This window comes from Christiangramia marina, from assembly GCF_048285865.1.
Taxonomy (GTDB): Bacteria; Bacteroidota; Bacteroidia; order Flavobacteriales; family Flavobacteriaceae; genus Christiangramia; species Christiangramia marina.
On record NZ_JBLVTK010000002.1, the window covers coordinates 869,783 to 888,771 of the forward strand.

The 18,989-nt window shown below is 39.6% G+C and carries 15 protein-coding genes and 1 pseudogene; 10 read left to right on the forward strand and 6 right to left on the reverse strand.

Features of this window, described 5'->3' with window-relative positions; translation table 11 throughout:
- Nucleotides 1–113: pseudogene (locus tag ACNKXS_RS10595) on the reverse strand (GTPase ObgE); the annotation flags it as partial.
- Between the two features lie 3 nt (nt 114–116).
- Nucleotides 117–1,229 (reverse strand): adenylate kinase, encoded by a 1,113-nt coding sequence (locus ACNKXS_RS10600; protein WP_417920803.1) that lies wholly within the window; start codon nt 1,227–1,229, stop codon nt 117–119.
- A 122-nt stretch (nt 1,230–1,351) separates the two neighbouring features.
- Between ACNKXS_RS10600 and ACNKXS_RS10605 the strand changes: the two genes are divergently transcribed.
- The 4 genes from ACNKXS_RS10605 (at nt 1,352) to ACNKXS_RS10620 (ending at nt 5,887) form a co-directional block, all read left to right on the forward strand.
- Complete coding sequence (locus tag ACNKXS_RS10605) at nt 1,352–2,512, forward strand: 5-(carboxyamino)imidazole ribonucleotide synthase (protein ID WP_417920804.1); 1,161 nt, start codon at nt 1,352–1,354, stop codon at nt 2,510–2,512.
- A 4-nt stretch (nt 2,513–2,516) separates the two neighbouring features.
- Entirely contained in the window at nt 2,517–3,008 is a 492-nt protein-coding gene (gene purE, locus ACNKXS_RS10610) for a 5-(carboxyamino)imidazole ribonucleotide mutase (protein ID WP_417920805.1), read from the forward strand.
- Between the two features lie 205 nt (nt 3,009–3,213).
- A complete protein-coding gene (locus ACNKXS_RS10615; protein ID WP_417920806.1) occupies nt 3,214–5,244 on the forward strand; it encodes a M3 family metallopeptidase in 2,031 nt (676 codons plus the stop codon).
- Between the two features lie 91 nt (nt 5,245–5,335).
- Nucleotides 5,336–5,887 carry a sigma-70 family RNA polymerase sigma factor gene (locus ACNKXS_RS10620; protein ID WP_026915121.1) on the forward strand — a complete coding sequence of 184 codons (552 nt, stop codon included), beginning with the start codon at nt 5,336–5,338 and terminating at the stop codon, nt 5,885–5,887.
- Between the two features lie 237 nt (nt 5,888–6,124).
- Here ACNKXS_RS10620 and ACNKXS_RS10625 read toward each other — a convergent pair whose 3' ends face one another.
- Nucleotides 6,125–6,964: a UbiA prenyltransferase family protein gene (locus ACNKXS_RS10625; protein WP_417920807.1), complete on the reverse strand. Its 840-nt coding sequence runs from the start codon at nt 6,962–6,964 to the stop codon at nt 6,125–6,127.
- Between the two features lie 131 nt (nt 6,965–7,095).
- Between ACNKXS_RS10625 and gcvP the strand changes: the two genes are divergently transcribed.
- The 4 genes from gcvP (at nt 7,096) to ACNKXS_RS10645 (ending at nt 12,539) form a co-directional block, all read left to right on the forward strand.
- The gene (gcvP, locus tag ACNKXS_RS10630) at nt 7,096–9,945 is read left to right on the forward strand and encodes an aminomethyl-transferring glycine dehydrogenase (RefSeq protein ID WP_417920808.1); all 2,850 of its coding nucleotides are present in this window, start codon (nt 7,096–7,098) and stop codon (nt 9,943–9,945) included.
- 129 nt (nt 9,946–10,074) lie between these two features.
- Entirely contained in the window at nt 10,075–11,133 is a 1,059-nt protein-coding gene (locus ACNKXS_RS10635) for a 3-oxoacyl-ACP synthase III family protein (RefSeq protein WP_295178217.1), read from the forward strand.
- Nucleotides 11,133–11,654: a methyltransferase domain-containing protein gene (locus tag ACNKXS_RS10640; RefSeq protein WP_417920809.1), complete on the forward strand. Its 522-nt coding sequence runs from the start codon at nt 11,133–11,135 to the stop codon at nt 11,652–11,654. The genes ACNKXS_RS10635 and ACNKXS_RS10640 overlap by 1 nt, the downstream gene beginning before the upstream one ends.
- Nucleotides 11,655–11,690: 36 nt before the next feature.
- A complete protein-coding gene (locus ACNKXS_RS10645) occupies nt 11,691–12,539 on the forward strand; it encodes a glycosyltransferase family 2 protein (RefSeq protein ID WP_417920810.1) in 849 nt (282 codons plus the stop codon).
- A 1-nt stretch (nt 12,540) separates the two neighbouring features.
- Here ACNKXS_RS10645 and pafA read toward each other — a convergent pair whose 3' ends face one another.
- Entirely contained in the window at nt 12,541–14,172 is a 1,632-nt protein-coding gene (pafA, locus tag ACNKXS_RS10650; RefSeq protein ID WP_417920811.1) for an alkaline phosphatase PafA, read from the reverse strand.
- A 117-nt stretch (nt 14,173–14,289) separates the two neighbouring features.
- Here pafA and ACNKXS_RS10655 point away from each other — a divergent pair, with 117 nt between their 5' ends.
- Entirely contained in the window at nt 14,290–15,027 is a 738-nt protein-coding gene (locus ACNKXS_RS10655; RefSeq protein WP_417920812.1) for an MlaE family ABC transporter permease, read from the forward strand.
- Nucleotides 15,028–15,030: 3 nt separating this feature from the next.
- Nucleotides 15,031–15,795, forward strand: coding sequence for an ABC transporter ATP-binding protein (locus ACNKXS_RS10660; protein WP_417920813.1), 765 nt, complete (start codon nt 15,031–15,033; stop codon nt 15,793–15,795).
- Between the two features lie 665 nt (nt 15,796–16,460).
- Here the strand turns inward: ACNKXS_RS10660 and ACNKXS_RS10665 are convergent.
- Nucleotides 16,461–17,894, reverse strand: a complete 1,434-nt coding sequence (locus ACNKXS_RS10665; RefSeq protein ID WP_417920814.1) for a DUF389 domain-containing protein — start codon at nt 17,892–17,894, stop codon at nt 16,461–16,463.
- 1 nt (nt 17,895) lies between these two features.
- On the reverse strand, nt 17,896–18,987 hold the full coding sequence (locus ACNKXS_RS10670; RefSeq protein WP_417920815.1) for a mannose-1-phosphate guanylyltransferase: 1,092 nt from the start codon (nt 18,985–18,987) through the stop codon (nt 17,896–17,898).
- Nucleotides 18,988–18,989 lie beyond the last annotated feature (2 nt).

Here is an 18,989-nt window from a genome sequence, read left to right on the forward strand (position 1 = left end):
TCGGGACCTCCTTTGGTTATATATTTCTCCCTATGCAGGTGCGCAGAACCCTTCCCTCCTTTTCCGGAGAAAACATGGATCTTTACGTAATCAACAAAATTCCCTTCAGTCATATCTTAATTCATTAATTCATCGATCACAGAACTCAGTCGAGTAGTGATCTCTTCTATACTACCTTCACCATTCACTCCGTAATACTTATTTTGTTTCTGGTAGAAATTCTTTAAAATGGCAGTTTCAGCATAATAAACCTTGATACGATTGCGAATAACACGCTCATCAGCATCATCTGGTCTACCTGAAGTTTTACCTCTTTCCAGCAATCTTTCAACAAGGATCTCATCCTCAACTTCCAGAGCGATCATAGCATTTACTTCAGTACCTTTCGCTTCCAGAGATTCGCTTAATGCTTCAGCCTGGGCTTCAGTTCTTGGAAATCCGTCAAAAATAAATCCATTAGCACCTTCATTTTTTTCAACTTCAGCATTCAGCATATTGATGGTAACCTCATCTGGAACGAGTTGTCCCTTATCAATAAACGATTTTGCGCTGAGCCCAAGTTCTGTCTGATTCTTGATATTATACCTGAATACATCTCCTGTAGAAATATGTATAAGATCATACTTTTCCTTTAAAATGGTTGCCTGAGTTCCCTTGCCTGCACCCGGAGGGCCAAACAGCACTAGATTTGTCATTTTGCTTTCTTTGCGTTTATATACTTGAGTTAGGTTCCTGCCCAGACCGTCGTAGTCAAGACCGTAACCAACAATAAATTTATTAGGTATCTCCATCCCGATAATTTGTACCGGAACATCTTTTTTATAAGCTGAAGGTTTAAAGAACAGTGTTGCCACCTGGTAACTAGCTACACCTGCCTCAGTTAAAATTCTATCCACCTCAACGAGTGTATTACCGGTATCTACAATATCTTCCAGAAGAACAACTTCCCTACCTGCAAGTTCCTGTCCTAAACCCAATAAAGTTTTAACTTCCCCGGTTGTTTTGGTGCCTTCATAAGAACCCATTTTCACAAAACTTATCTCGCAGTCACTCTCAAATCGTTTGATCACTTCGGAAGCAAACATAAAAGAGCCGTTCAGGATCCCGATAAATACAGGTTTTCTGCCTGTATATTCGTCATTCAATCGTTTAGCAATAGTATCAATGGCTTTCGTAATTTCCTCCTCAGAGATAAAAGGTTCGAATTCCAGATCGTGTAGCTTTATCAAAATTCAGCAATTTTAAGTGGCAAAGATAAGGAATCTATACAAGCCCGCCTTCCCGAATTCTTGCTGAATAAATATGGCAGGAATCAGGAATAACTTATTTTTGCGAAAAGCCGAATTAACTTATGGTAAATTATTTCTCATCAGACTTTAAACTGGGAATTCTAGGTGGTGGCCAGCTTGGCAAAATGATGCTTTATGAGACCCGAAAGTACGATATCCAGACACTTGTGCTGGATCCAAGTTCAGAGGCTCCTTCAAGAATTTCCTGCGACTATTTTGAACAGGGAGATTTAATGGAGTATGAAACTGTTCTTCAATTTGGTAGAAAAGCAGATGTATTAACTTTTGAAATTGAAAGTATTAATATAGAAGCTTTAAAACAGCTGGAAAGCGAAGGCGTTAAAACATATCCTTCCGCAGCAACACTCGAGAAGATTCAGAATAAGGCGGTACAAAAAGAATTTTACGAACAGCACAATTTACCAACTGCAGCTTTCAAAAGATTTCCAAATCTGGAACTTTTAAAATCAGATGTCAACGAGCAGAAAGTAAGTTTACCTTTCGTCTGGAAAAGTGCTACCGGTGGTTATGATGGAAAAGGAGTATCGGTTATTAGAACGGAAGCTGATCTCGCCAATCTTCCCGATGCAGAATGTATTGCTGAAAACCTGGTGCCTTTCAAAAATGAACTGGCGGTTATCGTGGCACGGAATCCTTCAGGTGAAGTTCGCACTTATCCTGTTGTGGAAATGGAATTTCATCCCACGGCTAACCAGGTAGAATATGTCATCTGTCCAGCGCGTATCGATAATAATGTAGCTGAAAAGGCAAGGAAACTAGCTGAAAATGTTTCCGAAGCATTTGAACATGTAGGGTTACTCGCGGTTGAAATGTTTCAGACTGAAGACGATAAAATCTTGATTAATGAAGTGGCTCCAAGGCCTCACAATAGTGGTCATTATAGCATTGAAGCTTCCTACACCAACCAGTTCGAACAGCAAATTAGAGCAATTCTGGACTTGCCTTTAGGTAAAACCGATAGTAAAGTTGGAGGGATCATGGTAAATCTGGTAGGTGATGAAAATCACGAAGGAGAGGTTCTATATAAAAATATCGAGAGGATCATGGGTATGGAAGGAGTTACTCCGCATATCTATGGTAAAAAGATCACCAGGCCTTTTAGAAAAATGGGTCATGTAACGATCGTAAATAAAGATCTGGGGGAAGCTCGAAAGATCGCTGAAGAGGTAAAGAATAGTATTCAAGTTATTAGCAAAAAATAGAAAAATGGGAAAAGTAGCTGTGATCATGGGTAGTACCAGTGATATGCCTGTAATGCAGGAAGCAATCGACATACTGGAAGGATTTGACATACCGGTGGAAGTAGATATCGTTTCCGCTCATCGTACCCCAGAGAAACTATTCGATTTTAGTAAAAATGCGCACGAAAGAAATATCAAAGTTATTATCGCAGGTGCCGGCGGTGCAGCTCACCTTCCAGGGATGGTAGCTTCCATGTCCCCATTGCCAGTGATTGGAGTACCAGTAAAATCAAGAAACTCCATAGATGGATGGGATTCAGTATTATCAATTCTGCAAATGCCTGGCGGCGTTCCTGTCGCGACAGTTGCACTCGATGGCGCTAAGAATGCTGGCATCCTGGCAGCGCAAATAATAGGCACGGCAGATAAGTGCGTCATGGACAAAATTCTTGTTTACAAAGAAGGTCTTAAACAAAAGGTGATTGAAGGCGCGAAAAGCGTTCAGAAAAAGAAATAAAAAAGGGATCACAAAGTGATCCCTAAGCAGTAAACCTTTAACCCGTTATTATTTATTAACCATTCTAAATTTTAACCAGAACTTGTTATACTACTGTATCGTTATAAGTTGATATTTAATCGATTAAAAGGCTAAAATAGAAATTTTAATTAGATCTTTTGCAATAACGTTCATATAATATTGCAAAAGCGTTAAACTTACATTCATGAGCTCTCAAAATATATTACTGGAAGATTTTAATCAAGCTCCTTTTTCAAGCATAAAAACTTCAGATTACAAACCTGCCATTATAAAGGCTATAGAACTTGCCCAAAATGATATTGAGGTTATCACCTCCAGTAAACAAGAACCAAGCTTCGAAAATACCATCGAAGCATTAGAGTTTTCGGGAAAAAAACTTGATCGCGTTACCAGCATTTTCTTCAATATAAATTCTGCGGAAACCAATGAAGAAATTCAAAAGATCGCGCAGGATGTTTCTCCTCTACTTTCAGAATTCAAGAATGATGTTATTCTGAACAATAAGCTCTTTGAAAGAGTCAAAAAGGTTTACGATCAAAAAGAATCACTGGACCTCAACAAGGAGCAAACCACCTTACTTGACCAGAAGTTTAAGGCTTTTACTCGTAATGGCGCCAACCTGGCTAGCGAAGATCAACAGGCCTTACGTGAGATCGACAAGAAACTATCTCAGCTAAAATTGCAGTTTGGTGAAAATGTTTTAGCTGAAACCAATAAATATGAGCTGGTTGTTACTGAAGAATCCCGTTTAGGTGGATTGCCTGAAAGTTTCAAAGAAGAAGCCAGGAATATTGCAAAATCCAAAGATTCTGAAGGCTGGATCTTCAGTCTGGAATACCCAAGTTACATTCCATTCATGAAATACGCCGATGACAGGGAATTGCGAAAGGAACTTTCTCTCGCATTTGGATCAAGAGCTTTTAAAGGTGATGAACTGGATAACCAGCAAAATGTTCTCGATATCGCAAAACTGCGATATGAAAGAGCAAAACTACTCGGTTATAATTCCCATGCTCACTTTGTTCTTGAAGAACGTATGGCAGAAACCCCGCATAAAGTAGAGTCTTTTCTCGAGGAAATGCTGGATAAAGCAAGACCTGCGGCAAAGCGAGAGTTTAATCAATTAGAAAAGTTCGCTAAAGAGCTTGACCAGATCGATACCCTCCAAAAATGGGATTCAGCTTATTATGCTGAAAAACTGAAACAGAAATTATTTGATCTGGATGACGAAAAGCTGAAACCATACTTCCAGTTAGAAAAAGTGATTGATGGGGTGTTTACCATCGCAGGGAAACTTTACGGACTCAAATTCGAACAAACAACTGATGTTGATGTATATCACCAGGATGTTAGAACCTATAATGTTACCGATACTATAGGGAATGATATTGCTCTTTTCTATGCCGACTTTCATCCCCGCCCAGGAAAAAGAGATGGTGCATGGATGACGATTTACAAACAGCAGTCGATTGAAAATGGGCAGAATGAGAGACCCCATATATCTATAGTATGCAATTTCACTAAACCAACAGAGAAGCAACCTTCATTACTAACCTTCAATGAAGTAACAACTTTGTTCCATGAATTTGGTCATGCCTTACACGGTATGCTCGCAAATACAACTTACCCAAGTCTTTCTGGCGCCAATGTATATTGGGATTTTGTAGAACTACCAAGCCAGGTTCTTGAGAACTGGTGTTACGAGCAAGAGGCGTTGCAACTCTTTGCAAAACATTATAAAACCGGTGAAGCCATTCCTCAAGAATACATTACTAAGATCAAGGATTCGTCCAACTTTCTGGAAGGTATGGCAACCTTAAGACAGTTAAGCTTTGGAATGTTAGATCTTAGCTGGCACGCGCAGAACCCTTCAAATGTAAGTGATGTAAAGGCACATGAAACAGAAGCATTCGAACCTACCAAATTATTCCCGGATGTAGCCAGTAATTGTATGAGTACAGCATTTTCCCATATCTTCCAGGGTGGTTATTCTGCAGGATATTATTCTTACAAATGGGCAGAAGTACTGGATGCAGATGCATTTGAATATTTTACGGAAAACGGAATATTCAGCAAGGATGTCGCAGATAAATTTAAAGATAACATACTCTCGCAAGGTGGTACAGAGCATCCAATGGAACTGTACAAACGCTTCCGCGGAAAAGAACCAAAACCAGATGCTCTATTAAGAAGAGCTGGTCTAATAACTAAATAAATAATTCTGAAAAGAATGGTAAAACCTGATTATAAAGCTACGGGATCGCCATTCTTTTCATATTTTTGAGTTGCAACCGTCACAAGCACACATGCCTTCAAACCAACTTGATCCAAATAAATGGGTAGACAGATATTCAGATTATCTGTTTAATTATACGATCGTGCGTGTAAATGACCGTGAAGTCGCTAATGACCTTATTTCTGAAACCTTCCTGGCGGGCTTAAAATCTGCCAAAAACTTTAAAGGTGAAGCCAGCGAAAGAACCTGGCTCATTTCGATCCTCAAACGAAAGATTATTGATCATTATCGGCGTAATAATTCAAAAAAGGGTCAGGCTGAAGTTAAGATCAATTATACTGGAGAAGATAGCGAAGGCGAATGGCTGGAAGAACAGGTCGCAGACCAATTTGATCGTACTGCCGAGGATGAAATGGAAAATAATGAACTGGGATTGGCAATTCTGGATTGTTTGGATTCTATTAATGAAAAGCAAGCAGCAATTTTTAAGCGTAAAACTATAGATGGAGTTGATACGGAAGCGATTTGTAATGAATTTGATATCACGCCGTCTAATTTGTGGGTAATTATTCATCGCGCCAGAACTGCTCTGGCCGCGTGCATGGAAAAAAACTGGTTTTAATTATGAGTGAAAAAAGTAAATCTCTTTTTGTTGACTGTTCTGAAGCAGCTACCTGTTGCACGAAAGCACAGTACGATGAAGCCGGTTTTTTTGAAAAGATCAAGTTAACGATCCATCTTGCCTTCTGCAGAACATGCCGCACATTTTCCAGTAGAAATTCCAAACTCACCCATAAGCTGAAAGAAGCAAATCTGGAATGCTGTTCCGAAGAAAAAAAGAAAGAATGGCGTGAAAATATTAGTAAACTACAATCGGAAGAACATACTTCATAAATAATACAATACCCAGGTATATTATGGGAATCGACTCCACCACGAAAGAAGCATAATATTTAGCCTGCCGCTCTCTGCTCCTAAGCAGAAATACTCCAATAATTACACACACCAGAAATAAACTTAGAAAGCTATAACTGCGGAATTGCTGCTGAAATATTTCAATAAGACATATCAGTAACAATAAAATAACCCCAAAGATCCTAGTTTTCCTAATTCCAATTCTTTGCGGAATTGTTTCAAGAGAATCAGAATCATAAATTAGATCCCTTATTTCAAAGGGCAACGTAAGCACAACCACCATACAAAATCGCTGGAATAAATCTATAAGAGTTGATTGACTTAGCAGTTGCTGAGCATTGATCACGGGCAGGAAAACTGTAGTTCCCGCCCATACCATTGCAATGACAAATATTTTAATCCCGGCTAGACTTCTCAAATTCCTGCTGTTTCCAAAAACCGGTAATGCGTACAAAAGTGTTAGTAGGCCTAGGATACCTGTTGCTAGCAGCACATTTACTGACAGTTGAACAGCAAAATATATCAATGCAAGAAAACTTATAAAAGAAAATATTTGAATGATTCGCAGGTTTCCGGCAAGACTGGAATGATGCAGTTTCGCAATGCCAGCGTATTTGACAAAATTATATCCAGTGATCGTCGAGAAAAAAATAAAAGCCAGTAGATCTAGGCTAATTTGGAAGTTATTTTCGACTATACTTATCACCACAAAACATACCACCGCAACAGCAACGTGAATACTGCTATTTATATATAAATCAAAAGCCTGGCGAAGGTACCTCATCTTACGAAATTACATATTCTTTACTAGTTTTTGATCAGTCAAAAATCTTAACAACTGTATACCTCTAAACCACTTTATATTAGCACGGAATTATGTACTTTTGCGCCACAAAAACACAACTTAATTTATTGATGAGAACAGATTCTTTCGCATTACGCCATATTGGTCCCAAAGCTGAAAATCTTCAGGAAATGCTGGACACGATTGGCGTTGATTCTATAGAGCAACTTATATACGAAACAATCCCTGATGATATCAGGCTGGAAAACCCACTTAATTTGCCAAAAGCAATGAGTGAGAACCAGTATGCAGAACATATCAAGAAGCTTTCAGAAAAGAATAAATTATATAAAACCTACATTGGCTTAGGATACCATCAAAGCATCCTGCCAGCGGTAATCCAGAGAAATATTCTGGAAAACCCGGGTTGGTACACTGCTTATACTCCTTACCAGGCAGAAATCGCTCAGGGTAGATTAGAAGCCCTTCTGAATTTCCAGACCATGGTAAGCGATCTTACCGGTATGGAGCTAGCGAATGCATCTTTATTAGATGAATCTACTGCCGCAGCTGAAGCCATGGCACTCTTATTCTCTGTTCGCGAAAGAGATCAGAAAAAAGCAAACGTCAATAAATTTTTCGTTTCTCAGCAAACATTACCGCAGACCATTTCTCTAATGGAAACGCGTGCTAACTTCCTGGGGATCGATATGGTTGTTGGAGATCATGAAGAATTTGATTTTTCTGAAGAATACTTTGGTGCACTTGTGCAGTATCCTGGCAAATTCGGTCAGATCTTCGATTATAAAGAATTTGTCGAGAATTGTAAAGCAGCTAATATCAAAACCGCATTTGCGGCAGATATACTTAGTCTGGTAATGCTTCAGGCTCCGGGAGAACTTGGAGTAGACGTGGTTGTTGGAACTACGCAGCGTTTTGGAATTCCGTTAGGATATGGAGGACCTCATGCAGCATTTTTTGCAACCAGAGAGGATTTTAAAAGAAATCTTCCAGGACGTATTATTGGTCTTACGAAGGATGTTGACGGGAATAGTGCCCTTAGAATGGCATTGCAAACCCGTGAACAACACATTAAAAGAGATAAAGCAACTTCAAATATTTGTACTGCACAGGTTCTTCTTGCGGTAATGGCAGGAATGTATGCAGTATATCATGGTCCACGCGGCCTGGAGTACATCGCCGGTATTGTGCATGCGACGGCAGTTAGCCTGGAGGATAGTTTGAAGAAACTCGGTTTCGAACAGCAGAATTCAGCATATTTCGATACGCTACATGTAAAGGTAGACGCTAAATCTTTGAAAACTATTGCTGAAAAGCACGAGATAAACTTTTTCTATCCCGATTCTGAAAGCGCCTGTATTTCGATCAATGAGACCACTACTACAGATGATCTGAACGCGATCATTTCAGTTTTTGCTGAATTAAAAGATAAAGAGGCTACTGAAGTATCTGAATTATCTTCTGAAATTAGGATTCCGGAGTCGCTTCAACGTACTTCTGAATTTTTAACTCACGAAGTATTCAATTTGTATCATTCAGAAACTGAATTGATGCGTTATATCAAAAAACTGGAGCGCAAAGATCTTTCACTGAACCACTCGATGATAAGTCTTGGATCCTGCACCATGAAATTGAATGCCGCTTCAGAAATGTTACCTTTAAGTAATCCACAATGGGGGAACTTGCACCCATTTGTTCCTGTAGACCAGGCTCAGGGTTATCAAACCATATTAAAAGAACTGGAAGACCAGTTAACTGAAATTACAGGGTTTTCAGCAACCTCATTACAACCAAATTCCGGTGCTCAGGGCGAGTATGCTGGTTTGATGGTTATACGTGCGTACCACGAAGCGAATGGAGACAGTCATAGAAATATTTGCCTGATCCCATCCTCTGCTCACGGTACAAATCCTGCTTCAGCAGTAATGGCCGGTATGAAAGTGATTGTCACCAAGGCCACTGAAAATGGAAATATAGACGTTGATGATCTACGCGAAAAAGCATTAAAACACAAGGACAATCTTGCTGCACTAATGGTTACCTATCCTTCTACACACGGGGTATTTGAATCTGCTATTCGCGAAGTAACTAATATCATTCATGAAAATGGCGGTCAGGTTTATATGGACGGCGCTAACATGAACGCCCAGGTTGGACTTACCAATCCAGGTAAAATTGGTGCTGATGTTTGCCACCTGAACCTGCACAAAACTTTTGCCATTCCTCACGGAGGAGGTGGACCTGGAGTTGGTCCAATATGTGTAGCTGAGCAGTTGAAACCTTTCCTTCCTGGAAACCCGGTGATAAAAACAGGCGGAGATCAGGCGATTGGTGCAATTTCTTCAGCACCATGGGGTTCTGCACTCGTTTGCCTTATTTCTTACGGATACATCAAAATGCTTGGTACTGGAGGCCTTCAAAAGGCAACGGAATATGCAATTTTGAATGCTAATTACATAAAGGAACGTTTAAACGGACATTATAAAACCCTTTATTCTGGAGAAAGAGGACGTGCTGCACATGAGATGATCGTAGATTGCAGACCTTTCAAAGAAAAAGGGATTGAAGTGACAGATATCGCCAAACGTTTGATCGATTATGGGTTTCATGCTCCAACAGTATCATTCCCGGTAGCTGGAACTGTAATGATCGAACCAACGGAAAGTGAATCAAAACCTGAACTGGACAGATTCTGTGATGCGCTAATTTCAATTCGAAAAGAAATTGACGAAGCATCGGTAGATGAACCTAATAACGTTTTGAAAAATGCTCCACATACCATACATATGCTTACCGCTAACGAATGGAATTTACCGTATACTCGTGAGAAAGCAGCATATCCACTAAGTCATTTACATGACAATAAATTCTGGCCAAGTGTACGACGTGTAGATGAAGCTTACGGAGACAGGAACCTTATGTGTACCTGCCCTCCTACTGAAGAATATGCCGAAGTATAAGCCAGATAGCACTTTAGAAATAAAAACCTGTCAACTGGCAGGTTTTTTTTCGACCAAAAAGTATTAAATTTTAAATGTAGCTTAAGGCTATTTAATTAAATTGTGAAATATTTATAATCTCAGAGTCAGATGAATTTTAAAATTACCGGTACTGGAAGTTACATACCCAATGTTGTCACAAGAAATGCTGACTTTGAGCAACATGAGTTCTTTAACCTCGACGGGAGTTCTTTTCCTCAGGACAATCCTACCACGATTCGCAAGTTCAAGGCAATTACTGGCATTGAAGAACGCAGGTATATTGAACCTGAAATGAATACTTCAGACATTGCAACTCTGGCTAGTAAAAAAGCTATAGAAGATGCTGGAATAGACCCTGAAACTCTTGATTATATAATAGTTGCTCATAATTATGGTGACGTTAAATCTAATACTGTTCAAAGCGATACCGTACCAAGTTTAGCTACCCGGGTAAAAGCAAAATTGAAGATCAGCAATCCTAAATGTGTAGGATACGACATCCTCTTTGGCTGTCCTGGCTGGATCGAAGGGATGGTGCAGGCAAATGCATTTATTAAGGCAGGCATCGCGAAACGCTGTTTGGTAATTGGTGCTGAAGCTTTATCCAGGGTTGTAGATAGTCACGACAGAGATAGCATGATCTTTTCTGATGGTGCCGGAGCAGCAATTTTAGAAGCTTCAGAAGAAACTGGAGGTATTCTTTCTCACGAGTCGGCAACATTCTCATTGCAGGAATCTGAATATATTTACTTCGGAAAATCCAATAATAGCAAATCTTCCGAAGATATTCGTTTTATAAAAATGAATGGTCGCAAGATCTATGAATTTGCTCTGGTGAACGTACCAAAAGCGATGAAAACCTGTCTGGAGAACAGCGGGAAATCAATTGAAGATCTTAAAACTGTATTTATCCACCAGGCGAATGAGAAGATGGATGAAGCTATCATCAACAGGTTCTACAAATTGCACAACATGCAAGCGCCTGAACATGTGATGCCTATGACCATCCACGAACTGGGAAATAGCAGTGTAGCCACCGTTCCAACGCTTCTGGACCTTGTACGTAAAGGTAAAATTGACCATCAAAAACTTGAGAAAGGTGACGTTGTAATGTTTGCCAGCGTTGGTGCAGGAATGAACATTAATGCGATCACTTACGAGGTATAATGTACGAACAAAGTTTCCCGGAAGAACGCTTCCAGAAGACACTGGAATTTTTAGAAAATCATATCTCCAGAGATGAACGAATTCTTGATCTGGGAGTTCCCAATCCGTTTTCAAAAATTATGGAAAAGGAGGGTTTTGAGGTAACTAATACCAGTGGGGAAGATCTGGACGATCACTTTGAGGCGGTCCAAACGACTTCTTATGATTGCGTTACGGCTTTCGAGATTTTCGAACATCTACTCGCTCCATACAATATTCTAAAAGAGATCAAAGCTGCAAAACTTGTAGTAAGCGTGCCATTAAAACTATGGTTTGCTCCCGCCTACCGCAGTAAAACCGATCCCTGGGACCGGCATTATCATGAGTTTGAGAAATGGCAGTTTGACTGGTTGTTGGAAAAAACTGGCTGGCAGATAAGAGATAGTATTCAATGGGCACATCCAGTAAATAAAATTGGCTTACGCCCTATTCTTCGGAAGTTTACTCCAAGGTACTATGCGGTCTATGCTGAAAGGATCTAATACTCTATCTTAGCTGCTTACTGAAATTTCCATTTCGTGAGAATCTATATCATCATCCCCGCACATAACGAGGCAAATATTATTGGCAGAACTCTACAGTCGCTTGCTGAACAGTCGCTGAGACCGGCAAAAATAATGGTTGTAGATGATAATTCTACAGATGCAACTTCAGAAATTGTAGAGGGTTTTGCTGAAAAATATGACTTCATAGATCTCGTTCAGAATAAATCTTCTGCAGAACATGCTCCAGGAAGCAAGGTGATCAATGCTTTCTATCAGGGATTCTATCAATTAGACGATGATTTTGATATCATTTGTAAATTTGACGCCGACCTTATTTTTCCTGAAAATTATCTGCAAAGGATCGTTGAGATATTTGAGTCGGAACCTGGTGTTGGAATGGCTGGAGGCTTTTGCAGTGTCCAGAGGAAGGACAAATGGATTCCCGAAAATCTTACAGGCAAAGATCATATTCGTGGCGCATTAAAAGCTTACAGCAAACATTGTTTTATACAAATAGGGGAACTTAAACCTGCTATGGGCTGGGATACCGCAGATGAACTTCTGGCTAGATTCCACGGATGGAAAGTTGTGACTGATGAAAATCTTCTGGTCAAACATCTTCGTCCTACCGGGATGAATTATTTTGAACATTCTGGTCGTAAGCAAGGAGAGGCATTCTACAGACTTCGATATGGAGTCGCCTTAAGCATGATCGCTTCAGCTAAACTTGCTGCTTTAAAGATGAATCCCTTCGCTTTTTTACACTATCTATCTGGTTTCTTTAATGCCAGAAAGAAAAAACGACCTTTTCTCGTTTCCGAAGAAGAAGGCCGTTTTATAAGAAAGTTGCGTTGGGACGCTATTAAAAATAAGTTCCTTTAAATTACCTGTCCAGTACTTCTTTTAAAGGTTTTCCGGTACTAGCATTTGGAAAAGCAATTCCCAGCATCGCTGAAATAGTGGGTGCAATATCTCTAATGTACGTTTTCTCGTAAGTTTCACCTTTCTTAATTCCTTTTCCGAAGAAAAGAAGAGGAGCATGTGTATCATATGCAAATCCACTTCCATGAGTCGTCCCCTTATCAGGGTATACAATGTAACCAGGATCTATCACAAATACCAGGTCTCCACTACGTTTCTGATTATATCCATTCTGGATAAGTTCTCCTATCTGGTTTGAAAACGCACCGATCTGAAGTTCATTCCTCGTGAATACTCTTGATATTTTCTCCTGTTTCAGTAAAAAATGAGACATCTTTGAAGTCACTTCTTCCAAACTAATATCTTCAGCTAACAATTCATCGTAATTCAGGAAGATCTGGCTGTTGCTTATATTTTTTATAAGACTATCATTTTTGAACGTTTCAGAAGAAAATTTATTCAGTTTTTCCTTCATAGTCAATTCGTCATAATAACCAGCAGGTACTTTTTTAGACTTTAAGTAAGCAGGCACATCTACTCCACCGTGGTCTGCAGTCAGGAAAACCAAATACTCGCCAGCACCAACCTCAGCATCCAGATATTGTAGAACCTCGGCAATATTTTGGTCCAATCTCAAGTAGGTATCCTGAATTTCCTTACTGTTCACTCCAAAGTTATGACCTACATAATCGGTACTGGAAAAACTAAGGGTAAGCACATCTGTGACATTATCCTTTCCAAGGTCTTCACCCTTGATCGCAGCTTTAGCAAATTCTGCAGTAAGATCATTTCCGAAAGGCGTAGCTTTTATAAGATCATATTCACCATTTTCTTTAGCCAGTGCTTTCAAGTCATAAGGGAAATCTGCAGTTTCTTTTCCGTCGAAACCAAACTCAAATTCATTGCGATCCACACCACTTTGCTGGTAAGTTGTAATATCCTTCAACGGGGCCCACTCCTTTAAGTAAGATTTCGATATACCCGATTCGTTGAAATCCTGCACCCATTGAGGTAATTGCTCCATATAGTAAGAGCTGGTAATCCATTTTGCTTCGTCTTTACCATGAAACCAGTAAGCGGCATTAGCTGCGTGACCAGCTGGGAGTATTGCTCCACGATCCTTCAAGGCTACCCCTATGGTTTTACCCTTTCCCTGAGTTTGCAGCCTGTTCTCATCACCAAAAGTGGTAGATTTCATGCGATGAGGCGACATTTTTCCGGCACGGTCTGCAGTTCCTACAGGATTCACATTATCATCACCGGCACAATAGACAAAGGAATCCTCGAACTTGTTATACCAGTTATTTCCTATGATACCGTGATTTGCTGGAGTTGTCCCGGTGAATACTGAAGCATGCCCGGGGCCGGTATATGTAGGAACATAATTAAAATGATGATTTTTAAAGTTATAGCCATTATTGACCATTCTCTTAAATCCATTTTCTCCAAATTGATCCCAGAATCGGGTTAGGTAATCATAACGCATCTGGTCTACAACGATACCAACTACCAATTTCGGTTTTTCTTTTGTGATCTGAGAGCTAACTGGTTTAAAACTTATTAGCATCAGTAGTATGATCAAGCTTCGTTTCATTCTGTAAAAAATTAGTTTGAATTCCCAAAATTACTAAACTTGAAACGCTAAAGTTTAATTAAGCGTTAAATACTTTAGAACGAAATTTTAGTATTTTAGCTGGACAAAATTGAATTGATGACGTACCTGTACTCCATTGGGGAATACTTTATAATGCTTAAGGGAGTTTTTGGCAGAATGACCAAAGGCTCGGTTCTAAGAAATCTAATATTTAAGGAGATCAATGAGCTTATTATGGGCTCTATGGGAATTGTAGCATTCCTATCTTTCTTCATAGGTGCGGTTGTCGCGATTCAAACAGCTTTGAACCTCAACAATCCGTTAATTCCAAAATCACTGGTTGCCTTCGCTGCAAGACAGTCGATCATTCTGGAATTTGCTCCCACATTTATCTCCATTATCATGGCGGGTAAGGTTGGATCTTTTATCACTTCCAGTATTGGTTCCATGAGGGTTACGGAGCAGATCGATGCTCTTGAGGTTATGGGTATTAATTCCAAGAACTACCTTATTTTCCCTAAGATCATGGCGATGCTTACGTATCCATTCGTGATCGCCATATCTATGTTCCTGGGAATTGCGGGGGCTTATACAGCTGCAGTTTTTGGTGGTTTTGTGACCAGCGATCAATTTCTTACTGGGTTGCAGGATGATTTCATAGGATTTCACCTTGTTTACGCCTTTATTAAAACAATTTTATTTGCCTTTATTCTCGCTACGATCCCATCTTATCACGGATATTTTATGAAAGGTGGAGCTCTTGAAGTTGGAGAAGCTTCTACCACCTCATTCGTATGGACAAGTGTGGTATTGATCATTACCAACTACGTTATAACACAACTTTTATTAAGCTAGCAGATGATACAGGTAAAGGATTTACATAAAGGTTTTAATGGTCAAGAAGTTCTGAAAGGTATCGACTATCAATTTGAGCGTGGTAAAACAAATCTTATCATTGGTCAATCTGGTTCTGGGAAAAGTGTTTTTCTGAAATGTATGCTTGGATTGTTCAAACCAGATCAGGGTGCGATAGAATATGACGGTAAACCTTACTCCAACTTTTCAGATGAAGAGCAGAGGGAATTAAGAACCGAAATTGGAATGCTGTTTCAGGGTGGAGCGCTTTTCGATTCCATGACCGTTGAAGAGAATGTGATGTTCCCATTGCGAATGTTCACTAATCAGAAGAGAGGTGAAATGCGTGATCGCGTGCACGAGGTATTGGAAAGAGTTAATCTTGAAGGTAACGATACTAAAATGCCTTCAGAGATTAGTGGAGGAATGCAGAAAAGGGTCGCGATTGCCAGAGCAATTGTAAATAAACCTAAATATCTTTTCTGTGATGAGCCAAACTCAGGTCTGGATCCACAAACGGCCACCGTTATTGACAACCTTATACAACAGCTGACTCATGAAAATGAAATTACTACTGTTGTAATTACCCACGACATGAATTCTGTATTAGAGATTGGAGAAAGAATCGCATTTTTAAAAGACGGACTACTAGCCTGGAAAGGTACTAAAGAAGACATCTTCCATACTCAGGATAAAACTGTAACAGATTTCGTTTACTCTTCCAATTTATTCAAGAAAGTTCGGGAAGCTCAGCTAAAAGGACACTAGAAAACTAAAACATGGTAATAGAACTTCTTAGCCTTATCGCAAAGTGGGGCTGTCACCAGTTGCAGGAGTAAGAAAGCTTGATTATAAGGCTAATTGTATTCCTAAAATTTTAGTAACATTTTCAGCTTACCCTATATTGCGATGTCTCGATCCTTCTTGACGTCGTGAACTATACTCTTTCCTTGAAGCATTTTTCATTTAAAAGTATGACGTGCTTTTTCTTTTGCCTTTTCTTTTCTAAATCTTGGATCAACATATCCGAAGAAACTTATCGTACTATCCTCTTTATGCACTAAAACAATAAACTGTTCAGCCTTATTTAAATGCACTTTTAGATTTTCTTCCTGGCCCTTTAATGGTTTTTCCTTCTCCAGAAAGGATTCATAGAATAGAATATTGGTTTGGGGAATACGGTAGCTTCGCCTATTTTCTATAACCCTTCCGGTTACTTCGTAAAAGTGCTTCGGTTGTAATTTTCGTAGTCCAGATTTGTATTACTCTTTCATCTGAGACTTGAGTTTAAAATCAAGCAGATCTTCAGAAAAACAAAAGTCAGTATATTTCTAATTGAACTCATTTACACATGCGTAGATTACCTATTAGGTGCCAGTATCTTAGTTTTAAGCTTAGGAAATTGAATAAAGAAGATTAGCAATAACTCTTGACTAACGAACATTCTTGATCGCTACTGTATCCAGCTTTAATCGCACCTTCATCCACTGACCAAATTTATCTTGCTGAACTTTTAGCTTGTCCCCACGCAAATCTCTATCCCAGGTTACAGTAAAAGTTGGTATCGTATCAGTCTTCTGGAAGTTCGTCGTCATAAGATTAGAATATCCTATTTCTTTAATATCCTCGTAATTAATCTTGGCTTCCTTACTCAATTCAGTAAAACTGAATTTTTCTCCGCGATATTTAGACAACTCTTTTTCGAGAAGCTCTATTCTTTTATCCTTGTTCGCCATCACTTCCTGATTCTTAACATAAAGATCTTCAAGAATACCGCTTCTCAACTGACTCGACAGCATATCCATATCCTGTGATTGATCTGCTCCCTGGTGGACTATCAGTTCAGCATCTGCCAGTGCTTCAATCTCTTTCATCTGGCTCTTCCAGGTTTCGATCGTGGCATTCGGAACAGGGCTCCCAATAAAATAGATATCAACTTCCTTATCCTTAAAATCACTGGTATTTTTGATGATTTCAGCTCCGTTATATCTTAGGTTATTTGTGATGAACTCTTCAGCCTTACTATGATAAACCTGCTCTCTTAAAAGCTTGACAAACAAAACAACACTCGGGATCATTACGATAATAGCTATAGTAGATGCAATCTGCGCGATTCTCTTCCGTCGCTTGCTATTGGCATAACGTACTAATGGAAAACCAAGTAATTTGGCAACCACAAATGTAGATAGCGCTATAAATACGGCATTAATTGAAAATAAATATAATGCTCCAAGAGCATATTCCCATTTAGCATTGGCTATACCGTATCCCACCGTACATAATGGAGGCATCAAAGCTGTTGCAATCGCAACTCCAAGTATCACACTGGCAATGGTTCCTCTTTTCGTCTTCGCCACTATTAACGCTAAACCACCAAAAATCGCTACCAGCACATCCAGTATGGTTGGATATGTTCTGGCTACAAGCTCCGGTGTTTCGTTCTTAACAGGTGAGATAAAGAAGTAAACAGTGGCAGTTAAAACACTAAGCCCAACCATTATTCCCAGGTTGACAAATGAACGTCTGAGTGTATCCACATCGTTTATGGCTACCGCCATTCCAATTCCTACAATAGGACCCATTAATGGAGAGATAAGCATGGCACCGATAACTACAGCAGTGCTACTTACGTTTAAACCAATAGAAGCTACGAAAATGGAGAAAATAAGAATCCAGGCGTTGTGTCCTTTAAAGGATATATCCTTCTGCACAGCCTCTACCGTAGATTCTCTATCGGTATCCGGACGTATATCCAGCAATCGGCTCAGGAAATTTCTTGCCTGGCTGCTTATTTGCTTCGCATCCTTACTAAGGTTTTCTGAAACCTTCTCTTTCGGCTCTTCCTTAAGAGCTTGTTTTTCTTCCATCTTAACCTAATTCTTCACCAAATTTGTCCATCACCGTTTTACGCCATTCTTTAATCCCCTGTTCGTTGGATTTGGGAACGATCATGAGTACGTCCTTATCTTCTACGATTATATAGTCATCAAGTCCCTGTATCACTACCAATTTATTTCCAGAGGTAGAGATGATGTTATTACTTGAATCCTTTGAAAGCACTCGGGCCTTCATTAAGGTATTCCCGTCTTTATCTGCTGGAAGCTCAGACTGAACAGATGACCAGGTTCCCAGGTCATTCCAGTCAAAACTGGCAGGGATCATATATACTTTATCCGACTTTTCCATGATACCGTAATCAATAGAAATATTAGCTGCCAGATGATAGTTCTCCTTTATAAATTTTTTTTCTTCCGTAGTATTCAAGAGTTTTTCGGCCTTCGCGAACAGGTCATACATTTCACGCAAATGAGTCTTGAAATTTGCAATGATCGTCTCCGCCCGCCAGATAAAAATACCCGCGTTCCAGGCATAATTCCCTGCATCCAGAAATTCCTGAGCTTTGTTCTCGCCCGGCTTTTCAGTAAATTTGATAACCGGCTTTACCTCAGCCGTTTCATCTTTATCATACTCTATATAGCCATAACCAGTATTGGGGCTATTAGGCTGAATCCCGAGAGTGATAAGCTTATCATTATTTTCCACCTCTAAAAAGGCCTTTTCCAAAGCTGTAATAAAATCCTCCTCTTCCTTAATCCAATGGTCACATGGAGCAACCACAATACTGGCATCTGGATTTTTATCGTAGATCTTCATGGACCCCAGTAAAATGCTGGGTGCAGTATTTCTCATGGCCGGTTCTCCAACAATTTGATCATCTTGGATCGAACTAATCTGTTCCTTAATCACATCTACATAATCTTCATTCGTAAGCACGTAGATGTTTTCCTGCGGAATTAATCTCGACAGTCTTTTAAAAGTGGTTTGAAATAGAGTTTCACCAACAGCAAGGATGTCCAGAAATTGCTTGGGAGAAGATTTCTTGCTGGCAGGCCAGAACCTGGAACCGACTCCACCGGCCATAAGGATAGCATAATAATTGTCTTTCTTGGTTCCAGTCATAT